An 18,401-nucleotide genomic window follows, 5' to 3' on the forward strand; every position below is an offset into this window, starting at 1 on the left:
ACAGATGCTCTCCCTTTGGGAGAGGGTTTGTTGAGCGGCGTGATCACGCCGGTGCGGTCACCCGCTCCGCGACCTCGGCCTGCGACGGCTTGGCGGCTTCCGCTTGCCTGGCGTCGCCTTGGGCCGACGTGGTGCGGGCGAGCTGGGCGATGGCGGCAGCGACGCCGCCGGCGCCATGGGGGATATTGAGCGCGTTCAAGGCCATCTCGATGGCGCTCAAGGTGCCCATCACCATCGGCGCGTTGACATGGCCCATATGGGCAATGCGGAACGCCTTGCCGGTCAGCTCGCCAATGCCGGAACCGAGCGTCACGCCGCAGACGGTTTCGGTATATTTGGCGATGGTTTCCGGCTCGATGCCCTGGACCAGCACCGGCGTGACCGAGGCGGCGCGTTGCGACGGTTCGACCACGTTGCAGGACAGCACCTGGCCCTCGGCCCATTTCGACACGGCGGCATGGGTGGCGTCGGCCAGCAGCGCATGGCGCTGCCAGACCGCTTCGAGCCCTTCCTCCAGGATCATGTCGAGCGCCGCGCGCAGCGCGAACAGCAGATGTTCGGGCGGGGTGCCGCAATATTTCATGTAGTGCGGCGGCTGCTGGCGCGCGGTCCAGTCCCAGTAGAGCGTCTTCATGGTGGCGTGTTCATGCGCCCGATGGGCCTTGTCATTGGCCGCGACGAAGGCGAGGCCGGGCGGCGTCATCAAGCCCTTCTGCGCGGCGGTCATCGCGACATCGATGCCCCAGGCGTCCATTTCGAACCGCACGCAGCCGACCGAGGCGACGCCGTCGATCATATAGAGCGCGGGATGGCCCGCGGCATCGATCGCCTTGCGCACCGCCTTGACGTCGTTGACGACGCCCGAGGCGGTGTCGATCTGGACCATGAGCACGGCCTTGATCTCGTGGTTCTTGTCGCGCCGGAGCCGCTCCTCGACGGCGGCCGGGTCGACGGAAGCGCGCCACGAACCTTCCAGCACCTCGACATCGGCGCCGATGAACCGGGCCATTTCGCCCCAGCCAATGGCGAACCGTCCGCTCGACAGCACCAAAACCTTGTCGCCGCGCGAGAGCACATTGGTCAGCGCCGCTTCCCAGCCGCCATGGCCGTTGGCGGCGTAGATATAGGTCCGCGACTTGGTGCGGAACACCTTGCGGAGATCGTCGAGCAGGCTGTCGGTCAGGCCGACCATCGCGCCGGTATAGATCTCTTCGGCCGGGCGGATCATCGCCTGAAGCACGCGGTCCGGAATGTTGGTCGGGCCGGGAATTGCGAGCAAGGCCCGGCCATTGGCGACAGTCATGAACGGCTCCCTTTGCCTGATGGCACGTCCTCAGCCAGGCTGTCGGACGGACACGGCTTTCGATCGAGGCACCCCTTCTACCCGCGCGCAGGATCGGCCGCTAGCCGAGGACGGGCTGAATCGGCGCGGACCTGATATCGCGATTTTGCGCCGCCAAGGCCGGCATTGGGTCGCGATCGTGGCGCTTTCGGTGAAAATCTAAAGCGCGATCGGAGCGTCTCGCATCGTCCCGCGCGGCACCTTGGCCTGCGCCGTGGGCATGGCCAGCGGCAGGACCCTGCGGGTCGTTTCGTTCAGGTGGTCGCGCATCAGCCTGCCGACCAAAGCCACGTCGCGCGCCAGGGCGGCGTCCATCAGCGCCCGGTGCTCGGCATCGATCGGGCGCTCGTGGGAGGCTGCCGGTACCGACAGCCGCCGGTAGCGCTCGCTCTGATCGTAGAGGATCGCGCGCAGCCTCAGCCGCCACGGACTGTCGCAGGCCGCGACCAGGGCGGCATGGAATGCTTTGTGGGCGAGCGCCCAGTCCTCGCTGACCACCATCGGGTCGCCGTCGACCCGTTCCGGGGTGCGCGACAGGCGGTGATAGGCGGCGACGATGCCGGTCTCCCATTCGACGTCGCCGCGTTCCAGCGCCCGTCCAAGGCAGGCGAGCTCCATCTCGATGCGCGTGCTGGTCAGGTCGATCAGGTCGTCCTGCGACACCGGCGCGACGCTGAAGCCGCGCTGGGCCTCGGCGACCACCAGGCCATCGGCGGTCAGCCGCGACAGCGCCTCGCGGATCGCGCCCAGGCTGACGCCGCGGGAAGCGCAGATGTCGTTGATCTTGATCTTCTCGCCGGGCGCCAGGCGGCAAGCCAGGATATCCGCCCGCAAGGCCAGATAAGCCGCTTCGGTCAGGCTCTTGGTGGCTGCCCGGTGTCCGATCAACAGAAACGCCCCTCCATCCGGCTCGAGCGTCTGGACGGCGCTCGCCGATGATTCAGATGACACGAATAGGCGGAAAACGGATGGGTCGCAAGAATATATATTTTTATTGACAGATCGATTTTATATCGGCTGATCTATCGCAACAAGTGATGAGGAGCGTCTGAAAATGCGGTTTGCGGCTTTCCGCCAGGATGGTGTGCGTGGTCTCGCGGTGGCGGTCGACGGGGGCCGCTATATCGGCCTGACGGCCAAGGATGCCGGTTATCCCGGCGATCTCGACGGGCTGATCGTCGAAGGCCAGGCGGCGCTGGCCGCCGCGCACCGGGCGCTCTCGGCCGGCCGGCCGATCGACCTCGACACGGTCTCGCTGCTGCCGCCGCTGTCCAATCCCGGCAAGATCATTTGTGTCGGGCTGAACTATGTCGACCATTCCGCCGAGAGCGGCTTCAAGCAGCCGGACTATCCGACCCTGTTTTCGCGTTTCGCATCGAGCCTGATCGGTTCGGGCGCGCCGATCATCCGTCCGACCGTTTCCGAACAGCTCGACTACGAAGGCGAGCTGGTGGCGGTCATCGGCCGCGGCGGCCGGCATATCCCGCAAGCCCAGGCGCTCGATCACGTCATCGGCTATTCGATCTTCAACGACGCCTCGATCCGCGACTATCAGTTCAAGGCGCCGCAATGGACGGTCGGCAAGAATTTCGACGACACCGGCGCCTTCGGCCCGGTCTTCGTCACCGCCGACGAATTGCCGCCCGGCTGCAAGGGCCTGAAGCTCGAAACCCGGCTCAACGGCCAGACCGTCCAGAGCGCCTCGATCGACGCCATGGTGTTCGATGTGGCGTCCCAGATCGCCATCATCAGCGAGGCGATCACCCTGTCGCCCGGTGACATCCTGGTCACCGGCACGCCGTCGGGCGTCGGCCTTGCCCGCAAGCCGCCGCTCTGGATGAAACATGGCGATATCTGCGAGGTCGAGATCGAACGCATCGGCGTCCTGAGCAATCCGGTCGCCAACGAGCTCCGCTGAACCCGCGCCGCCCGGCTGGCCCGAGGGGCAGCCGCGGCGGGCCTATGGCTTCGTCCCTGTCCTCAAAGGAAGAGACCCATGTCTTTTTCGCGCCGTCGATTTGTTGCCGGCAGTGCCGCTTTCGGCGTCCTGTCCAGTGTGTCTCAGGCCCGCGCCCAGCCGGCCTTTCCGAGCCAGCCGGTGCGCGTCATCGTGCCCTTCGCGGCCGGCGGCACCACCGACATGCTGGCTCGCCAGTTCGGCCAGAGGATGCAGGAGGCGCTCGGCCAGCCTGTCGTCATCGAGAATATCGGCGGCGCCGGCGGCTCGATCGGCGCCGAGCGGGTCGCGCGGTCGGCGGCCGACGGCCATACGCTGCTGTTCCACAACCTGACCTTTTCGGCGACGACGGCGGCCTTGCAGGCGGCGGGGCGTTCGCCGCACGACATCGAGAAGGACTTCGCCCCGGTCTCGCTCGGCGCCAATGTCCCGATGGTGGTCATGGCCGGCACCGTCGTGCCGGCCAAGGACCTGCGCGAATTCGTCGCCTATGCGAAGTCCTCGTCGCAGCCGCTGTTTTACGGTTCGACCGGCCCCGGCAGCGTGATGCATCTGGTGTCCGAGGTGCTGAAGCGCGATGGCGGCATCCGGATGGAGCATGTGCCGTTCCGCGGCGCGGCGCCCTTGATGCAGGAGATGATCGCCGGCCGCGTGCAGTTCGGCGGCGACCAGCTGTCGACCTCGCTCGAGTTCATCCGCGCCAATTCGGTCAAGCCGCTGGCGACGCTGGCGGCCGAGCGCATGGCGCCCTTTCCCGACGTGCCGACGGTGCGCGAGCTGGGTTTCCCCAATATGGAGCTGCGCGGCTGGAACGGCTTCTTCGCGCCGAAGGCGACGCCGGCCGCCGTCATCCAGCGCCTGCAGGGCGTGATCCAGGCGGCCGCCGCCGACCCCGAGCTCAGGCGCCGGTTGAGCGATGTCGGCGCCGAAGCCGTCGGTTCGTCGCCCGATGAACTCGGCCGGGTGGTCAGCGAACAGGTCGCCAAGGTGCGCCCGCTGGTCGCCGAGTTGAAACTGCTGATCTAACCGCGCCGGGTCCATTCACGGCGGTCGCGCCAGCGCGGTCGCCGCCAGAACCGGCGCCATGAGCCGGGTCGCAAGCATGCGCCGCTGGAGGACGCCGCCATGACGCAGATCAGGGGCTATGTCAGCCCGACCCGCCGGCCCGGCGAGCTTGGTGTCCATTCGCTCGACCACTTCAATCTGGTGGTGCCGGACCTCAAGGCCGCCGACAGCTTCTACACCGCCTTCGGCCTCGACATGCGGACTTTTGGCAACAGCCTCGGCTTTCACACCGAAGGCCACGGCCATCGCTGGGGCACCGTCAGCGAAGGCGACCGCAAGCAGCTCTCGCATCTCACCTTCGGCTGTTTCGACGACGATCTGGCGCGCTTCCGCCACCGCCTGCAGGAGCTCGGCATGCCCCAGCTCGATCCGCCGCCGGGGTTTGAATCGAACGGCCTGTGGTTCCGCGATCCCGACGGTTCGCTGGTCGAAATCCGGGTTGCCGACAAGAGCTCGCCGAACGAGAAGTCCGGCTCCAGCAACGTCTCCGGGCCGGCCGGCACGCAGACCTCGCCGAACCGCAGCGCGGCGCCGCTGGTCCGGCCGCGGCGGCTCGCCCATATCCTCATCTTCACCGCCGATGTCGGGCGCGCCATCGCCTTTTATTCACGCGTGCTGGGCCTTCGCCTGTCCGACGTTCGGGCGATGGCATCGCCTTCATGCATGGCATCCACGGCAGCGACCATCACCTGATCGCGCTGGCCAAATCCGAAGGGCCGGGGCTGCACCATCTGAGCTGGGACGTCGGCTCGATCCACGAGATCGGCCTTGGCGCCATGCAAATGGCCGACAAGGGGTTTTCGGCCGGCTGGGGCCTCGGCCGCCATGTCCTTGGCTCGAATTTCTTCCACTATGTCCGCGATCCCTGGGGCAGCTATTCGGAATATTCCTCCGACATCGACTACATTCCCGCCAATTTCGAATGGGAGGCCGGCGATCATCCCGGCCATGACGCCTTCTATGTCTGGGGACCGACGCCGCCGGAAGACTTCGCCTTCAACCACGAAGCCGCCAAAGGTTGACCTGGCCGAAGGCGAAGGCACGCCGTAGCCTCAGCGGCGAAGCAGCATGGGAATCCACGCCGCGACCAGCTTGGCCATGAACTTCAGCGGAAACCCCGGATAGGCCGGCAGGTCGTCCGGGATGACGCTGTCGCCGGCCTTGAACTTGGTGCAGATGCGCATTTCGAGCGGCGGGACGTCGGTCTCGAAACGGGCCCGGTACATCGAGACCCAGTGCCGGGAATCGTCGAAGCCCATGGTCATCGCAGCATTGCAGCAGGTGGCGACGATCCGGTTGGTCGCCGATATGTCCTTGAGCTTGTAGCTCTTGAGCAGCGTCGCACCCTCGATGCATGTCACGCGATCCTTGCGGTAGAGAACATAGGGCGTGCCGCCGGCTGCATCGCGCACCGGCGCTGCGCCCGGCAAGGCCTCGACCGCGAGGGAGCCGGCCTGGCAATCGTCGCAATGGCAGGCAAGGCTGATGATCGGCGCGCCGGCCGCTTCCAGCTGGACCCTGCCGCAGGAGCAACGCACCGTCAGGCTGTTTTTCAGTGGCTCGGGCATCGGGGCCTCCTGTCGTCGGGTGCTCGCGCGACCTAGGCGCGGTCACCCTGGAGCACCCGGTGCAGGGTCTCGGCGAAGGCCTGCGCATGGAGACCGTAGCCGCCATGGTCACCCGGAAAGGCGACCGGCGCGCTGCCGAGCTTTTCGGCCAGCGCCAGGCCGGTGCTGTGGGCGATTTGCCCTGAAGTCTCTGCGCCGACGCCAACCACCACGCGGGGGCGTCCGGCCCGCAAGGTCGCGATATCGGGCTGGTAGCGCGACAGCGGCATCAATCCATGCGCGATGAAATAGTCCATATTGCCGTCGATCCGGCCGAAGGTCTCCAGAGCCTCGGGCGGCATGGCGTGCTCCGGCGGCGCCTGGTCACCTTCCGGTCCACCGCTCAGACCCGCCATCACCATGAACTTCTCGACGGCGGGGCCGAGCCCCTCCCGGTGATAGATGTCATGGATCTCCTGGTCACCGGCCAGCGCCTCCGACGGGTCGGCGAGCAGCATCAGGCAGGGCGGCTCGTGGGCCACCAGCGCCTTGACCCGCTCCGGGTGGCGGGCGGTCAGGTTGAGCCCGATCTGGGCGCCGCCGCTATTGCCGAACACGTAAGCCTGGCCCGCGCCGAGCGCCTCGATCAGCCGCGCGGCATCGTCGCCATGGACATCGAGCCGCTGCTCTTCCGGGTCGCCGTCGAGGGTGCTGCGCGAGTTGCCGCGCGGGTCATAAGCCACCACCGTGTAGCGGTCGGCGAGATGGTGCGAAAGCTCGGCAAAGACGCCGGCATCGGTCGGGCCGCCGGGGATCAGGAGCAGCATCGGACCGGCTCCCCGGACTTCGTAATAGATCCTGGCGCCCGGGACTTTCAGCGTGGCGGATGGGGTCGGGTCGGTCATGGCTATGTCTCCTGGTCGAGGTCTTGCGCGACTGCCTGGGGTCATCTGCCGGCAGGGGTCACCGGCTGCCGAGCACCATGCGGTTGCCCTCGCTATCGCGAAACTCGGCGACCGTGCGGCCGGGCTGCCAGGGCGCCTCCTGCGGTTCGGTGATGATCTCGACACCGCCGGCCTTCAGCGCCGCAACCGTCGCTTCGATGGCCGCGTCGACCAGCACCATCACCGGATCGGTGGAGGGTTTGTCGTCGGGACGCTTGACGAAGTGCAGGGTGGTTTCGGCGCCCTGAAACTTGAGCTCGATCCAGCGCCACCCGTTTGGGCCCATGGCCGCGTCGGCGGCGACCTCGCAGCCGAAATGCCGGGTGTAGAAGCGCTTGGCGCGGTCCTGGTCGAACACCGGAAGCTCGGCGAACTGGATGTGCATGGCTCGGTTCTCCTTGCAGGTCGAGACCGGCGGCCCGGCACAAAACTAGACCGTCCAGTTCCGAAGTTGCGCGAAACTAGACTGTCCAGTACTGTCGAGTCAACCGGGATTCCCCCGGGCCGGACAAAAACTTTCATGACCAGGTCGGCGCCAGCGAAAAACTCGGTCGAGCCCGAGGCCAGCGGCCAGTCGGCGCGCAAGCGCCGGGCGATCCTCGACGCCGCCACCGAGGTCTTCCTGAAGAGCGGTTATCTCGGCACCAACATGGACGAGATCGCCGCCCTGTCGGAGGTGTCGAAACAGACCGTCTACAAACATTTCGCCAGCAAGGAGGCCTTGTTCGTCGAGATCGTCATGCGCATGACCAGGGCCGCCGGCGACACCGTGCACAACGAGATGCAGGACCTCGCCAAGGGCGGCGATGTCGCGGACTATCTGCGCAACTACGCCTTCCGGCAGCTCACCGTGGTGCTCACCCCGCGCCTGATGCAGCTGCGCCGCCTGGTCATCGGTGAGGTCAGCCGCTTCCCGGAGCTTGCCAGGGTGCTCTACGAAGGCGGGCCGAAACGCGCGCTGGCGATCCTGGCGGACGCTTTCCAGCGCCTGGCCGATCGTGGCCTCTTGACCATTGACGATCCCTTGCTGGCGGCGTCCCATTTCAACTGGCTGGTCATGTCGCAACCGCTGAACCAGGCCATGCTCTTGGGCGACGCGGCGATCCCGAAACCGGCGGAACTGCGCCGCCATGCCGCCGACGGCGTGCGGGTGTTCCTGGCGGCCTACGGCAAGGCGTGATCCTGGAGCGGTGAAGGCCGGCGCTCACGTGGAGAATCATACCGACGCCGGGCGCGCGCTTGAACCTCGACGTCACCCCCGGCTGACTGAGCGAAGCGAAGGAAGGGAAGGGGGCCCAGGAGTTGCAGAGCGCCTACCCCAACACCGCGAAATCACCTGAACGGATGCACGGAGAGCGCGGTCTGTTGGCTCCTGGACCCCTTCCCCTCGCTTCGCTCGGCCGGGGGTGACGTCGAGGCTATGCCGGCAGTCGGGCGGCGCACTTCGGCAGCATCACAAGCCACCCCGCCGCCCCCTCACCTGGACCACGCCCGTGAGCCTACCCCGCCTGGCCGCGCAAATGGCTCGGCGCGGTGCCGATGATGCGCTTGAACGCCCGGCTGAAGGCGGCTTCCGAATCATAACCCAGCCGGCGCGCCACGTCGGAAATGCGGGCGCGGTCGCGCTGGATCCATTGGCGTGCCTGGTGCATCCGCACCTGGGCGACATAACGGGCCGGCGTCTCGCCGACGATGGAAGCGAAGCGGTCGGCGAAGCTCGAGCGTGACGCGCCCATGATCCCGGCCAGCGCCGCGACCGTCCAGTCCCGGTCCGGGTTGAGGTGAATCGCCGCCAGCACGCGGCCGACATCCGGGTTGCGCACCGCCGCGATCCAGCCGGTGGCGTCGCCGCAGCCGTGCTCGACCCAAAACCGGATGATCTTGGCGGCGAGCACGTCGGCGAGCCTGGCGGCAATGCCGGCGGCGCCGACCCGGTCCAGCGCCACCTCGCGCCCCATCGCCTCCAGGAGATGCGGCACGGCCGGCTCCCTGGCGATCAGCTCGGTGGCGCGCATGACGTCGGGCATCATCCGCAACAGCGGATGCAGGCCATCCAGGTTGAAATGCAGCGAGCAGCAGAACAGCACGCTGTCGGCGCCGTCGCCGCCGGATTTGAGATCGAAGATATCGGCGCAGATCGTCGCGCATCGCTGCCCGAGGAAGGGCTGGATCGGCACATCGGGCGCGCTCGCCAGGGCATGGGCGGCGCCGCGCGGCAGCAGCACGGCATCGCCAGGGGTCAGCGCGACCCATTCGCCCTCCGGCGTCTTCAGCCAGCAGCCTTGCTCGGCGACGAAATGAAAGCGGGCGGCCTGCTGCGCGGCAAACGAAAAGCCCCAGGGCGCCGACAGCTGGCAGCGCCAGTAATCGACCCCGTCGAGCCTGAGCCCGCGCAACATGTCGTTGAGCGGGTCACCGGTGGCGGTTTCAGGTTTGGACGAACGGCTAAGCATTGCGGCGTTTATAGCATGGAAAATCCAGGGCGCGAACCATAGCTCAGCACCTTGCATGGAGAATGCGCATGTCCGACTTTGCCGCCGCCGTCGCCGAAACCCCTGACCTGGCCGCCCGAACCGAAGACACAGGGGCGCCTGCGGCCTGGGCCGCGGTGGTGTCCCTGACCCTTGGCGTCTTCGGCCTGGTCACCGCCGAGTTCCTGCCGGCGAGCCTCCTGACCCCGATCGCCAGTGATCTCGGCATTTCCGACGGCACGGCAGGCCAGACCGTCACGGCGACCGCGCTGGTCGCAGCGGTCGCAGGACCCGCCATCGTCATCGGCACCGGCCGGGTCGACCGGCGTCTGGTCGTCTGGGGCCTGACGCTGCTGCTGGTCATCTCCAACATCCTGGCGGCGGTCGCCTCGCATGTCGCGGTCCTGCTCACCGCCCGTGTCGGCTTAGGTATTGCGCTCGGCGGTTTCTGGTCGCTCGCCGCGGCGCTGGCGCTCCGCCTCGTGCCGCTCGCCCTGATGCCGCGCGCCATGTCGATCATCTTCACCGGTGTCTCCGCCGCCACCGTCTGCGCCGCGCCGCTCGGCGCCTATCTCGGCAATCTCTGGGGCTGGCGCGCCACCTTCATGGTGGCCGCCGGCATCGGCGTCGTCGCGCTGGCGGTCCAGCTCGCGACCATGCCGAAACTGCCGCCGCTCGGCGCCCAGAGCCTCTCGACCTTCGTCGTGCTGTTGCGCCGGCCGCGCATCCGCATTGGCCTGATCATCGTGCTTTTGGTCATTTCCGGCCATTTCGCCGGCTTCACCTATGTCCGGCCTTTCCTCGAACAGGTGCCGAAGCTCAATGTCGAGATGATTTCGCTGGTGCTGCTGGCCTTCGGCATTGGCGGCTTTTTCGGCAATATCGTCGGCGGGCTGATCGCCGAGCGCAGCGCCCGGCTGGCGGTCGGCCTCGCCGCCCTGCTGCTGGCGGTCATGGCCTTCGCGATGTTCGGCTTCGGCGTCTCGGTGCCGGTCTCGCTGGTCGCCACCGGCATCTGGGGTTTCGCCTTTGGTGGCCTGCCGGTCGGCTTCCAGACCTGGACCACCCAGTCGGCGCCCGACCATGCCGAAAGCGCCGGCGCCCTGCTGGTCTCGACCTTCCAGGTCGCCATCGCCTCGGGCGCCATCCTCGGCGGCCTGCTGGTCGACGGTTTCGGCGCGCCCGGCGCCATCGCCTATTGCGCGGTCGCGGTGCTCATCGGCGCGGTGGTGATGCTGACGGCGGCGCGTGGCCAGGCATTGCAGGCGGCGTGAGGGGAGGGGGCGGACACATCTCTCAGGTGAGCCTGAATTCGCCAGCTTCAAGGCTTCGCACGAGAACCACGGATAGCGCGTGCGCCGCCCTTTTCGTCATGGCCGGCCTTGTGCCGGCCATCCACGCATTGCATTGACCGTGGGAGACGTGGATGGCCGTGACAAGCACGGCCATGACGAAGCGAGCAACGCCGCGCCAAGACACGGATTGTCGAGATGTGCGAATCCGGTAGCCCCGCCGGGGAGAGGTGAGGGCGGTGGTTCTGGCGCGAGCCTCGAAGGAGGGCTAGCCAAATTGCGGCGCCGTCCTTCCTCAAACGCTCGAGGCCTTCCACCTCAACTCCTGAGCCCGGGCGCCTCGTGGCCGGTGCGCGCGACATATTCGGTATAGCCGCCGCCATATTGGTGAACGCCCTCGGGCGTCAGTTCCAGCACCCGGTTGGACAGCGCCGCCAGGAAGTGCCGGTCGTGCGAGACGAACAGCATGGTGCCCTCATATTGCGAAAGCGCCGTGATCAGCATTTCCTTGGTCGCCATATCCAGGTGGTTGGTCGGCTCGTCCAGCACCAGGAAGTTCGGCGGGTCATAGAGCATCCTGGCCATGACAAGCCGGGCCTTCTCGCCGCCCGACAGCACCCGGCAGCGCTTCTCGATATCGTCGCCGGAAAAGCCGAAACAGCCGGCGAGCGCGCGCAGCGAGCCTTGGCCGGCCTGCGGGAACCAGCCCTCCAGCGCTTCGAACACGGTGGCCTCGCCGTCCAGCAGGTCCATGGCGTGCTGGGCGAAATAGCCCATCTTGACGCTGCCGCCGACCGTCACCGTGCCGGTGTCCGGTTCGGTCGCGCCGGCCACCAGCTTCAACAGGGTCGACTTGCCGGCGCCGTTGATGCCCATCACGCACCAGCGCTCCCGGCGGCGGATCATGAAGTCCAGCCCCTCATAGATCGGCCTGATGCCATAACCCTTGTGGACGCTCTTCAGGCTGACCACGTCCTCGCCCGAGCGCGGCGCGGGCAGGAAGTCGAACACCACGGTCTGGCGCCGGCGCGGCGGTTCCACCCGGTCGATCTTTTCGAGCTTCTTCACCCGGCTCTGCACCTGGGCGGCGTGCGAGGCGCGCGCCTTGAAGCGCTCGATGAACTTGATCTCCTTGGCGAGCATGGCCTGCTGGCGCTCGAACTGGGCCTGCTGCTGCTTGGCGTTCAGTGCGGTCTGCTGCTGGTAGAACTCGTAATCGCCGGAAAAGGTGGTCAGCGATCCGCCGTCGATCTCGACCACCTTGCTGACGATGCGGTTCATGAACTCGCGATCATGCGAGGTGATCATCAGCGCGCCTTCGTAACCTCTCAGGAACTGCTCCAGCCAGATCAGGCTCTCGAGATCCAGGTGGTTGCTCGGCTCGTCGAGCAGCATGGCGTCGGGCCGCATCAGCAGGATGCGGGCGAGCGCCACGCGCATCTTCCAGCCGCCCGATAGCGCCCCGACGTCGCCGTCCATCATCTCCTGGCTGAAGCTTAAGCCCGCCAGCACTTCGCGCGCCTGGCCCTCCAGGGCATAACCGCCGAGCTCCTCGAACCGCCCCTGCACCTCGCCGTAACGCTGGATGATCTCATCCATCTCGTCGGCCCGGTCGGGATCGGCCATGGCGGCCTCCAGCGCCTTCAGCTCGGCCGCCACCGTACTCACCGGGCCGGTGCCGTCCATCACTTCCGACACGGCGCTGCGGCCGGCCATCTCGCCGACGTCCTGGCTGAAATAGCCAATGGTGACGCCACGATCGACCGCCACCTGGCCTTCGTCCGGGTCCTCCTGGCCGGTGATCATCCGGAACAGCGTGGTCTTGCCGGCCCCGTTGGGGCCGACAAGGCCAACCTTCTCGCCCTTCTGGAGCGCGGCGGAGGCCTCGATGAACAGGATCTGGTGGCCGTTCTGTTTGCTGATGCTTTCAAGTCGAATCATGGGAAGTCTGGCGCCCGGAACAAAATCTTGCGGCGCCCTTAGGCCATCTGGCGGGTGCGGGGAAGGGGCTGCCGGTCGGGCTATGGCATTCGCAGAAGTCTCACCTCACCGGCGGCGGGCCGGCACCGGAACCGCTGGCGCCACCTCGCTCGGGCGGGGCTATGGCATTCACATAACCCAAAAATATCCGTGGGTTCAGTGGTTTGCACGAGAACCACCACCTTCACCTCGCCCCGGCGGGGAGAGGTCGACCTTGAGCGCAGCGAAAGGTCGGGAGAGGGGGGCGAGGCGCGAGACGGGAAATCATCATGCGAAACGCGTAAAGCATTGTTCGAAATTATCTATTCCCCCTCTCCCGGGCTTCGCCCGACCTCTCCCCGCCGGGGAGAGGTGAGGCTGGTGGTTCCGGTATCAGATCTCGAAGGGTGTGCGATCGAGGCGCGGGACGCGTCAATTGCGCTTGGTTCCGCGGCGCATAAACCCGTCAAACGCGCCGCGGACGACCCGTCTTTTCCCCGGCAGAGCATTGCGCCCTGCCGGGCAAGCGCCGGTCTCTACCGGCGGATGAACAGCGCAACCGTCGCGCTCATGGCGCTGGCGATGGCGACGAGCAGGAACACCAGCGACGTGTCGTTATGCGTGTCCATGAACTTGCCGATGATCGGCTCGCCGAGGCCGGCGAACAGATAGGCGAAGAAGTTCATCACGCCGATCGCCGTGCCGGCGCGCTTGTGGCCGACGAGGTCGGGGCAGAGCGCCCAGAACGACGATTGCGGGCCATACACGAAGAAGCCGCAGAGGAAGAGCACGATCAGGCCCTTGTAAACGTCGGTCGCCGGGATCGTGTACATGTAGAGCGAGGTGATCGCCGCCAGCACCATGTAGAGCACGATGGCGAGGTAGCGCTTCGAGTTGAAAATGCGGTCGGACACCCAGCCATTGGTGGCCGCCCCGATCGCCATGCCGACGGGCAGCGCAATGCTGATCCATTTCGGGTCGATGACGGCGGTCTCGGCGCTCGCCTTGGCCCAGTTCGAGCCGAGGAAATGCACCGGCACCCAGATCAACAGGCCGTAGCGCGCGGCGTTCTGGAAGCCGATGGCGAGACCGCCGACCAGCAGGCGCCAGTTCTTCAAGACGCCCTTGTAGCGTTCCAGCGAGCTTTCGTCGTCGGCGACCGCCGCGGCCTTGTCGTTGTCGACCGCGTCGTCATGCGGCGACTTGAAACCCATGTCTTCCGGCCGCTCGCGCGCCACCAGATAGAAGGTGATGCCGCCGACCAGCAGCAGAAGCACCGGGATGCGGAAGATCCAGCGCCAGTCGAGATGCAGGTAGTGCACGACGATCAGCGAGGTGACGAAGGACAGGACCGAAGCCAGGCCCGCAGCGAAGACATACCAGCCGAAAACCTTGCCGCGGTCGTGCCGCCCCCACCAGTTGGACAGCAGCCGGCTGCCCGGCGCCCAACCCATGGCCTGGAAATAGCCGTTGATGCCCCAGCAGACGCCGAGGCTGACGATGCCGGTGGCAAAACTCGTCGCCCAGTTCATCGCGCAGGACAGGATGGCGCCGGCGCTCATCACCCGGCGGCCGCCGAACTTGTCGCCGAGATTGCCATTGACCGCCTGGCCGATGGCGTAACACCAGAGCATCACCGCGCTGACCCAGCCGAGCGCCTCCTTCGAGACGCCGAATTCGGCCTGGATGCCGGGGATGGCGAAGCCGAAGGTCTGCCGTCCCGTGTAGAAGAAGAGGTAACAGAACATCGCCGCCAGAAGCATGCGCCACTGGGCTTTGCGAAAGGCCTCGTCAGTGGCGCCGGCGGCCGGATAGGCAGGCGTTGTGTAGGAGACACTGCTCATGATGGGTCCCTCCCAAGGGGCTTATTTGTTTTGGTTGGTCTTTTGAAGCGTGGTTTCGGCCGACCTCAGGCCGCGCGGTTTTCGGTTGCTGTTGGTGCGGGGGTGTCGGGGGCGCCGGTCAGGCGCCCCAGGGCATCGACCAGGTGCGCACGTTGGTGAAGCTCTTCATCGCCTCCACCACGCCTTCCTTGTAGCCAAGGCCGGAATCCTTGATCCCACCGAAGGGCGACATCTCGATCCGGTAGCCCGGCACTTCCCAGACATTGACCGTGCCGACCTCGAGCTCGGCGACGAAGCGCGCGACATAGTCGAGCCGGTTGGTGCAAACCCCCGACGACAGGCCATAGGCCGTCGAATTGGAGATGCGGATGACCTCGGCGATGTCGTTTGGACAGCGCACGATCGGGATGACCGGACCGAAGGTTTCCTCGTGCACCAGCTCGCAGTCATGGGGCACGCGGTCGACCACGGTCGGGGCGAACAGCGCGCCCTGCCGCGGCGCGCCGTGTAGGATCTCGGCGCCGAGCCGGGCCGCCTCGTTCACCCGGTTTTCGAACAGGATCGCCGAGCGTTCGTTGATGACGGTTCCGACATCGGTCGCCGGGTCCATCGGGTCGCCGGATCTCAGCTTTTTCGCCTTTTCCACCACCAGCCGGGAGAAATCTTCGGCGACGCTGTCGACCACCAGGATGCGCTTCACCGCCGTGCAGCGCTGGCCGGAGTTTTTGGTCGCGCCGGCAACCGCCAGTTCGGCCGCCCGGTCGAGATCGGCATCCTCCATGACAACAAGCGGATCATTGCCGCCGAGCTCGAGCACGATGCGCTTGTAGCCGGCGGTCCTGGCGATGTGTTTGCCGACGCGCACCGAGCCGGTGAAGGTCACCAGGTCGGCATCCGGATCGGTGATCATGCTGTCGCCCATGGTGGAGGGATTGCCGGTCACCACCGACAGCATTTCGGGCGGCAGGCCGGCCTCATAGAGCACGTCGGCCAGCGCCAGCGCGGTCAGCGGCGTCAGCTCGGTCGGCTTCAGCACCAGGCGGTTATTGGTGGCGATCGCCGGCGCGAGCTTGTGGCTCACCATGTTCAGCGGATGGTTGAACGGCGTGATCGCCGAGATCACGCCGAGCAGCGGCAGGCGCGTCGTATAGATCTTGCGCGCCTTGCCGTTCGGCGAGATGTCGCAGGAATAGATCTCGCCGTCATCCTTGATGGTGAGCTGGGCGGCGAACGACCAGACGTCATAGGCGCGGCTCGCCTCATAGAGCGAGTCCTTCCAGCAGAGGCCCGACTCGGCCGTGATGATCCGGGCGAACTCCTCCCGGCGGTCGCGCAACATCTCGGCGGTCTTCTGCAGGATCTGCTGGCGCTCGTAGCGGGTCAGCACCGGCTTGAACGCTTTGGCTTTGGCAAAGGCCTCCCGCACGTGCTCGGCGCGCGCTGCCGGCACCGTGCCGACGACTGAGTTGTCATAGGGGTTGAAGACCTCGACCATGTCGTCGGTCCGCACCAGCTTGCCGGCGATCCGCATGGCTTCGCGGCGGAACGGCAGCTTGACGATGGCGTTCATCACTCACCTCGCCAGGTTCAGGGCGACGTCGAAGACGTCGAAATTGCGCAGGGTCCGGCCGGCCGGAACCGCGATCCGGCGGTTGGCGATCATCGGCACGGTCTGTTCGGTCAGCCCGCCATGGGAGCGCAGCGGTTCGGTCAGGCCGGAGAGGTCGTGGCGCGCGGCCGCGGTGCCGAGAACCTTGTGGCGGGCGGAGAGCACCACCACGTCGCCGATCCGGTCGGCCGGCAGCTCGAAACGTTCGCAGGCCTCGTCCGCCGAGATCGACACCGCGATGCCCTCGACGCCCGCCAGAAGCTTGATGACCTCGGCTTGGCCTTCGGCATCGACATAGACGGTGGCAAACGATCCGAGCGCGCCGTGATGAGCGACGTAAGGGTCGGTGATCGGCAGGATGACGCGGGTCGCGCCGGCGCCGAACTGCTCATCCAGGATCTCCTGGAGATAGATCACATCGGGTTCGCCGTTCGCCAGGTGCTTGTCGTTCATGCCGTGGTCGGCGGTCATCACCAGCGTGCAGCCGGCGTCATCCAACGCGCCGACATAACGGTCGAACATGGCGTAGAAGCTGTTGGCGACCTGAGACCCCGGCGCCGCCTTGTGCTGCACATAGTCGGTGGTCGAGAGATACATGACGTCGGGCCGCAAACGCCTCAGCAGCCTGACGCCCGCCGCGAAGACGAATTCCGAGAGATCCGCCGAATAGACCTCCGGCAAGGGCAGGCCGACGAAATCGAGCACGTCGTCGATGCCGTTCTCGGCCCTGTTGGCCCTGTCCGCCTTTTCGGACGAGAAGGCGATGGCCGTGCCGCTGTCGAAGTCCAGGCCCTTGCCGAGCAAGGTCCTGAGCTTGTCCTTGGCGGTCACCATCGCGACCTTCAGCCCGGCCTTCTGGAATTCGGCGAGGATGGTCGGCGCGCGCAGGAAGCGCGCATCGTTCATCATCACCTCTTCGCCGGCCTCGCGGTCGTAGAAGAAATTGCCGGCAATGCCATGCACCGCCGGCGGCCGGCCGGTGATGATCGAGAGATTGTTCGGGTTGGTGAAACTCGGGATGACCGAGAGCGCGGTGGTGCTGGCGCCGGTCTTCATGAGCCGGTCGAGGTTCGGGGCAAGGCCGGCTTCGATGGCGCGCTCGATATAGCCCGGCTCCGAGCCGTCGATGCAGATCACCACGACGGGTTTGTCCGGCCGCCGGTAGGCGCGGCCATTGGCGATGACGTCGGTCTGGGTCCTGTGGTGCATATTCATGGTGTCGCCTCCTCTCAGGCCGCGGCGGCCAGCACCGCGTCGCGGCTGCCGATGAAATTGCGGCCGCGCTCGCCCTTCAGGGCCTCGTCGATCGCGCCGATCCAGTTCTCGCGGGTGACGCCGTAATCGGTCGCGCGGGTGGAGACGCCGAGGGCGGTGAGAAAGCCGTCGAGCAGGTCCGCGCCTTGCGCGAGATCGTCGCCGAAGATGCGCTTCAGCGCGGCGTCGCAGGCCTCGTCCTTGCCGATGACGCTGCGCATCACCGCCGGCAGGCTGAACGAACAGGCGATGCCGTGCACCGTGCCGTGGTGCAGGGTGAGGTAATAGGACAGCGAATGGGCGAGCGCCGTCTTGGTGTTCGAGAAGGCGAGGCCGGCCGACAGGCTGGCGCGGGCGACGCGGGCCCGGAGGGCGACGTCGTCGAGCCGGCGCAAGAGCGGCGGCAGCGCCATCAGGATCTCGCTTGCCGCGAACACCGCGTGGTTCGCCGAGACCGGATTGGCGTTGACGTTCCAGATGCTTTCGAGTGCATGCGACAGCGCGTCGAGCCCGGTGCTGAGCGTCAGCGCGCGCGGGACGCGCAAGGTCAGTTCCGGATCGACAATGGCGTGTTCGGGATAGAGGTTCGGGCGGGCGAGCGAATATTTCTTCTTCGCATCCGTATCCCAGACGGTTGCCCATGAGGTCACCTCGCTGCCCGTGCCCGCGGTTGTCGGCACCGCGATGATCGGCAGGTTGAGCAGCGTCCAGGCGCCGCTGCGGCCCTCGAGAAAAGCCTGCACCCGGGCGAAATCGCCGCCCGACGCGGACAGCACCTTGGCGGTGTCGATCACCGAGCCGCCGCCGAGTGCGACGATGGCCTCAGGGGCTTGCAGCCCGGCTCCGAACCCGCGGCAGGCGACCCGCAAGCCGTTGAAGCTCGGGTTCGGCTCGACGTCGCGGACGATGACCGCGGCAGGCCCGGCCTCACGGGTGACCTGTTCCACCAGCGTGTCGAAATAGGGATTGTCGTTATAGGTCAGCAGGCAATAGCGCCGGCCGGCGAGCTTCTCGGCGATCGCGGCGATCGCGCCTTCGCCGAAGGTCAGGGCGACGGGGTTTGAATAGGTCCAGGATGACACGGCTCTTGATCCTCCCAATGGGCTTTGCTCTTGGG

At 66.7% G+C, this 18,401-nt stretch carries 17 protein-coding genes; 6 read left to right on the forward strand and 11 right to left on the reverse strand.

The genetic code is table 11. The features are described 5' to 3' along the window. Positions 1-43 precede the first annotated feature (43 nt). Together E8M01_RS18130 and E8M01_RS18135 are read right to left on the reverse strand one after the other, a co-directional pair. Positions 44-1,303 carry a pyridoxal-phosphate-dependent aminotransferase family protein gene (locus E8M01_RS18130; RefSeq protein ID WP_136961406.1) on the reverse strand — a complete coding sequence of 420 codons (1,260 nt, stop codon included), beginning with the start codon at positions 1,301-1,303 and terminating at the stop codon, positions 44-46. 198 nt (positions 1,304-1,501) lie between these two features. After that, the gene (locus E8M01_RS18135; RefSeq protein WP_215908763.1) at positions 1,502-2,230 is read right to left on the reverse strand and encodes a GntR family transcriptional regulator; all 729 of its coding nucleotides are present in this window, start codon (positions 2,228-2,230) and stop codon (positions 1,502-1,504) included. A 166-nt stretch (positions 2,231-2,396) separates the two neighbouring features. Between E8M01_RS18135 and E8M01_RS18140 the strand changes: the two genes are divergently transcribed. The 4 genes from E8M01_RS18140 to E8M01_RS35335 all read left to right on the forward strand — a co-directional run bounded on the left by E8M01_RS18140 (position 2,397) and on the right by E8M01_RS35335 (position 5,386). Further along, on the forward strand, positions 2,397-3,260 hold the full coding sequence (locus tag E8M01_RS18140) for a fumarylacetoacetate hydrolase family protein (protein ID WP_136961407.1): 864 nt from the start codon (positions 2,397-2,399) through the stop codon (positions 3,258-3,260). 78 nt (positions 3,261-3,338) lie between these two features. Further along, a complete protein-coding gene (locus tag E8M01_RS18145) occupies positions 3,339-4,325 on the forward strand; it encodes a Bug family tripartite tricarboxylate transporter substrate binding protein (RefSeq protein WP_136961408.1) in 987 nt (328 codons plus the stop codon). A 99-nt stretch (positions 4,326-4,424) separates the two neighbouring features. Next, positions 4,425-5,057 carry a VOC family protein gene (locus tag E8M01_RS18150; protein ID WP_215908764.1) on the forward strand — a complete coding sequence of 211 codons (633 nt, stop codon included), beginning with the start codon at positions 4,425-4,427 and terminating at the stop codon, positions 5,055-5,057. After that, entirely contained in the window at positions 5,024-5,386 is a 363-nt protein-coding gene (locus E8M01_RS35335) for a VOC family protein (RefSeq protein ID WP_215908765.1), read from the forward strand. Before E8M01_RS18150 ends, E8M01_RS35335 begins: the two co-directional genes overlap by 34 nt. A 30-nt stretch (positions 5,387-5,416) precedes the next feature. Here E8M01_RS35335 and E8M01_RS18155 read toward each other — a convergent pair whose 3' ends face one another. From E8M01_RS18155 to E8M01_RS18165, 3 genes are read right to left on the reverse strand one after another with little or no spacing between them, the layout of a single operon-like run. Then, positions 5,417-5,932: a GFA family protein gene (locus E8M01_RS18155; protein WP_136961409.1), complete on the reverse strand. Its 516-nt coding sequence runs from the start codon at positions 5,930-5,932 to the stop codon at positions 5,417-5,419. 32 nt (positions 5,933-5,964) lie between these two features. Then, positions 5,965-6,816, reverse strand: a complete 852-nt coding sequence (locus E8M01_RS18160; protein WP_136961410.1) for an alpha/beta fold hydrolase — start codon at positions 6,814-6,816, stop codon at positions 5,965-5,967. Positions 6,817-6,874: 58 nt separating this feature from the next. Beyond that, on the reverse strand, positions 6,875-7,240 hold the full coding sequence (locus tag E8M01_RS18165) for a VOC family protein (RefSeq protein WP_136961411.1): 366 nt from the start codon (positions 7,238-7,240) through the stop codon (positions 6,875-6,877). Between the two features lie 135 nt (positions 7,241-7,375). Between E8M01_RS18165 and E8M01_RS18175 the strand changes: the two genes are divergently transcribed. Beyond that, positions 7,376-8,035, forward strand: a complete 660-nt coding sequence (locus E8M01_RS18175) for a TetR/AcrR family transcriptional regulator (RefSeq protein ID WP_136961413.1) — start codon at positions 7,376-7,378, stop codon at positions 8,033-8,035. A gap of 319 nt (positions 8,036-8,354) precedes the next feature. Here the strand turns inward: E8M01_RS18175 and E8M01_RS18180 are convergent, their stop codons facing one another. Further along, a complete protein-coding gene (locus E8M01_RS18180; RefSeq protein ID WP_136961414.1) occupies positions 8,355-9,308 on the reverse strand; it encodes an AraC family transcriptional regulator in 954 nt (317 codons plus the stop codon). 68 nt (positions 9,309-9,376) lie between these two features. Here E8M01_RS18180 and E8M01_RS18185 point away from each other — a divergent pair, with 68 nt between their 5' ends. Further along, positions 9,377-10,600: an MFS transporter gene (locus E8M01_RS18185; RefSeq protein WP_136961415.1), complete on the forward strand. Its 1,224-nt coding sequence runs from the start codon at positions 9,377-9,379 to the stop codon at positions 10,598-10,600. Between the two features lie 336 nt (positions 10,601-10,936). On the opposite strand, the gene E8M01_RS18190 is transcribed toward E8M01_RS18185, so the two are convergent. From E8M01_RS18190 to psrA, 5 genes are all read right to left on the reverse strand, one after another. After that, a complete protein-coding gene (locus tag E8M01_RS18190) occupies positions 10,937-12,559 on the reverse strand; it encodes an ABC-F family ATP-binding cassette domain-containing protein (protein WP_136961416.1) in 1,623 nt (540 codons plus the stop codon). 554 nt (positions 12,560-13,113) lie between these two features. Further along, entirely contained in the window at positions 13,114-14,421 is a 1,308-nt protein-coding gene (locus E8M01_RS18195; RefSeq protein WP_136961417.1) for an MFS transporter, read from the reverse strand. A gap of 118 nt (positions 14,422-14,539) precedes the next feature. Continuing rightward, on the reverse strand, positions 14,540-15,994 hold the full coding sequence (gene phnY, locus E8M01_RS18200) for a phosphonoacetaldehyde dehydrogenase (protein WP_425467661.1): 1,455 nt from the start codon (positions 15,992-15,994) through the stop codon (positions 14,540-14,542). Next, positions 15,995-17,239: a phosphonoacetate hydrolase gene (phnA, locus tag E8M01_RS18205; protein WP_136964704.1), complete on the reverse strand. Its 1,245-nt coding sequence runs from the start codon at positions 17,237-17,239 to the stop codon at positions 15,995-15,997. It lies immediately after the preceding gene. Positions 17,240-17,259: 20 nt separating this feature from the next. Next, positions 17,260-18,366 (reverse strand): iron-containing alcohol dehydrogenase PsrA, encoded by a 1,107-nt coding sequence (gene psrA, locus E8M01_RS18210; protein ID WP_136961419.1) that lies wholly within the window; start codon positions 18,364-18,366, stop codon positions 17,260-17,262. Positions 18,367-18,401: the final 35 nt, after the last annotated feature.

The organism is Phreatobacter stygius (assembly GCF_005144885.1).
GTDB lineage: Bacteria > Pseudomonadota > Alphaproteobacteria > Rhizobiales > Phreatobacteraceae > Phreatobacter > Phreatobacter stygius.

What these genes read in the sequence shown, in the direction of transcription:
- E8M01_RS35335 (WP_215908765.1), top strand. Translation starts at nt 5,024, where the DNA reads ATGCATGGCATCCACGGCAGCGACCATCACCTGATCGCGCTGGCCAAA.
- E8M01_RS18165 (WP_136961411.1), bottom strand. Translation starts at nt 7,240, where the DNA reads ATGCACATCCAGTTCGCCGAGCTTCCGGTGTTCGACCAGGACCGCGCC.
- E8M01_RS18130 (WP_136961406.1), bottom strand. Translation starts at nt 1,303, where the DNA reads ATGACTGTCGCCAATGGCCGGGCCTTGCTCGCAATTCCCGGCCCGACC.
- E8M01_RS18150 (WP_215908764.1), top strand. Translation starts at nt 4,425, where the DNA reads ATGACGCAGATCAGGGGCTATGTCAGCCCGACCCGCCGGCCCGGCGAG.
- E8M01_RS18195 (WP_136961417.1), bottom strand. Translation starts at nt 14,421, where the DNA reads ATGAGCAGTGTCTCCTACACAACGCCTGCCTATCCGGCCGCCGGCGCC.
- E8M01_RS18180 (WP_136961414.1), bottom strand. Translation starts at nt 9,308, where the DNA reads ATGCTTAGCCGTTCGTCCAAACCTGAAACCGCCACCGGTGACCCGCTC.
- E8M01_RS18185 (WP_136961415.1), top strand. Translation starts at nt 9,377, where the DNA reads ATGTCCGACTTTGCCGCCGCCGTCGCCGAAACCCCTGACCTGGCCGCC.
- E8M01_RS18160 (WP_136961410.1), bottom strand. Translation starts at nt 6,816, where the DNA reads ATGACCGACCCGACCCCATCCGCCACGCTGAAAGTCCCGGGCGCCAGG.
- E8M01_RS18140 (WP_136961407.1), top strand. Translation starts at nt 2,397, where the DNA reads ATGCGGTTTGCGGCTTTCCGCCAGGATGGTGTGCGTGGTCTCGCGGTG.
- phnA (WP_136964704.1), bottom strand. Translation starts at nt 17,239, where the DNA reads ATGCACCACAGGACCCAGACCGACGTCATCGCCAATGGCCGCGCCTAC.
- E8M01_RS18175 (WP_136961413.1), top strand. Translation starts at nt 7,376, where the DNA reads ATGACCAGGTCGGCGCCAGCGAAAAACTCGGTCGAGCCCGAGGCCAGC.
- E8M01_RS18190 (WP_136961416.1), bottom strand. Translation starts at nt 12,559, where the DNA reads ATGATTCGACTTGAAAGCATCAGCAAACAGAACGGCCACCAGATCCTG.
- E8M01_RS18145 (WP_136961408.1), top strand. Translation starts at nt 3,339, where the DNA reads ATGTCTTTTTCGCGCCGTCGATTTGTTGCCGGCAGTGCCGCTTTCGGC.
- E8M01_RS18155 (WP_136961409.1), bottom strand. Translation starts at nt 5,932, where the DNA reads ATGCCCGAGCCACTGAAAAACAGCCTGACGGTGCGTTGCTCCTGCGGC.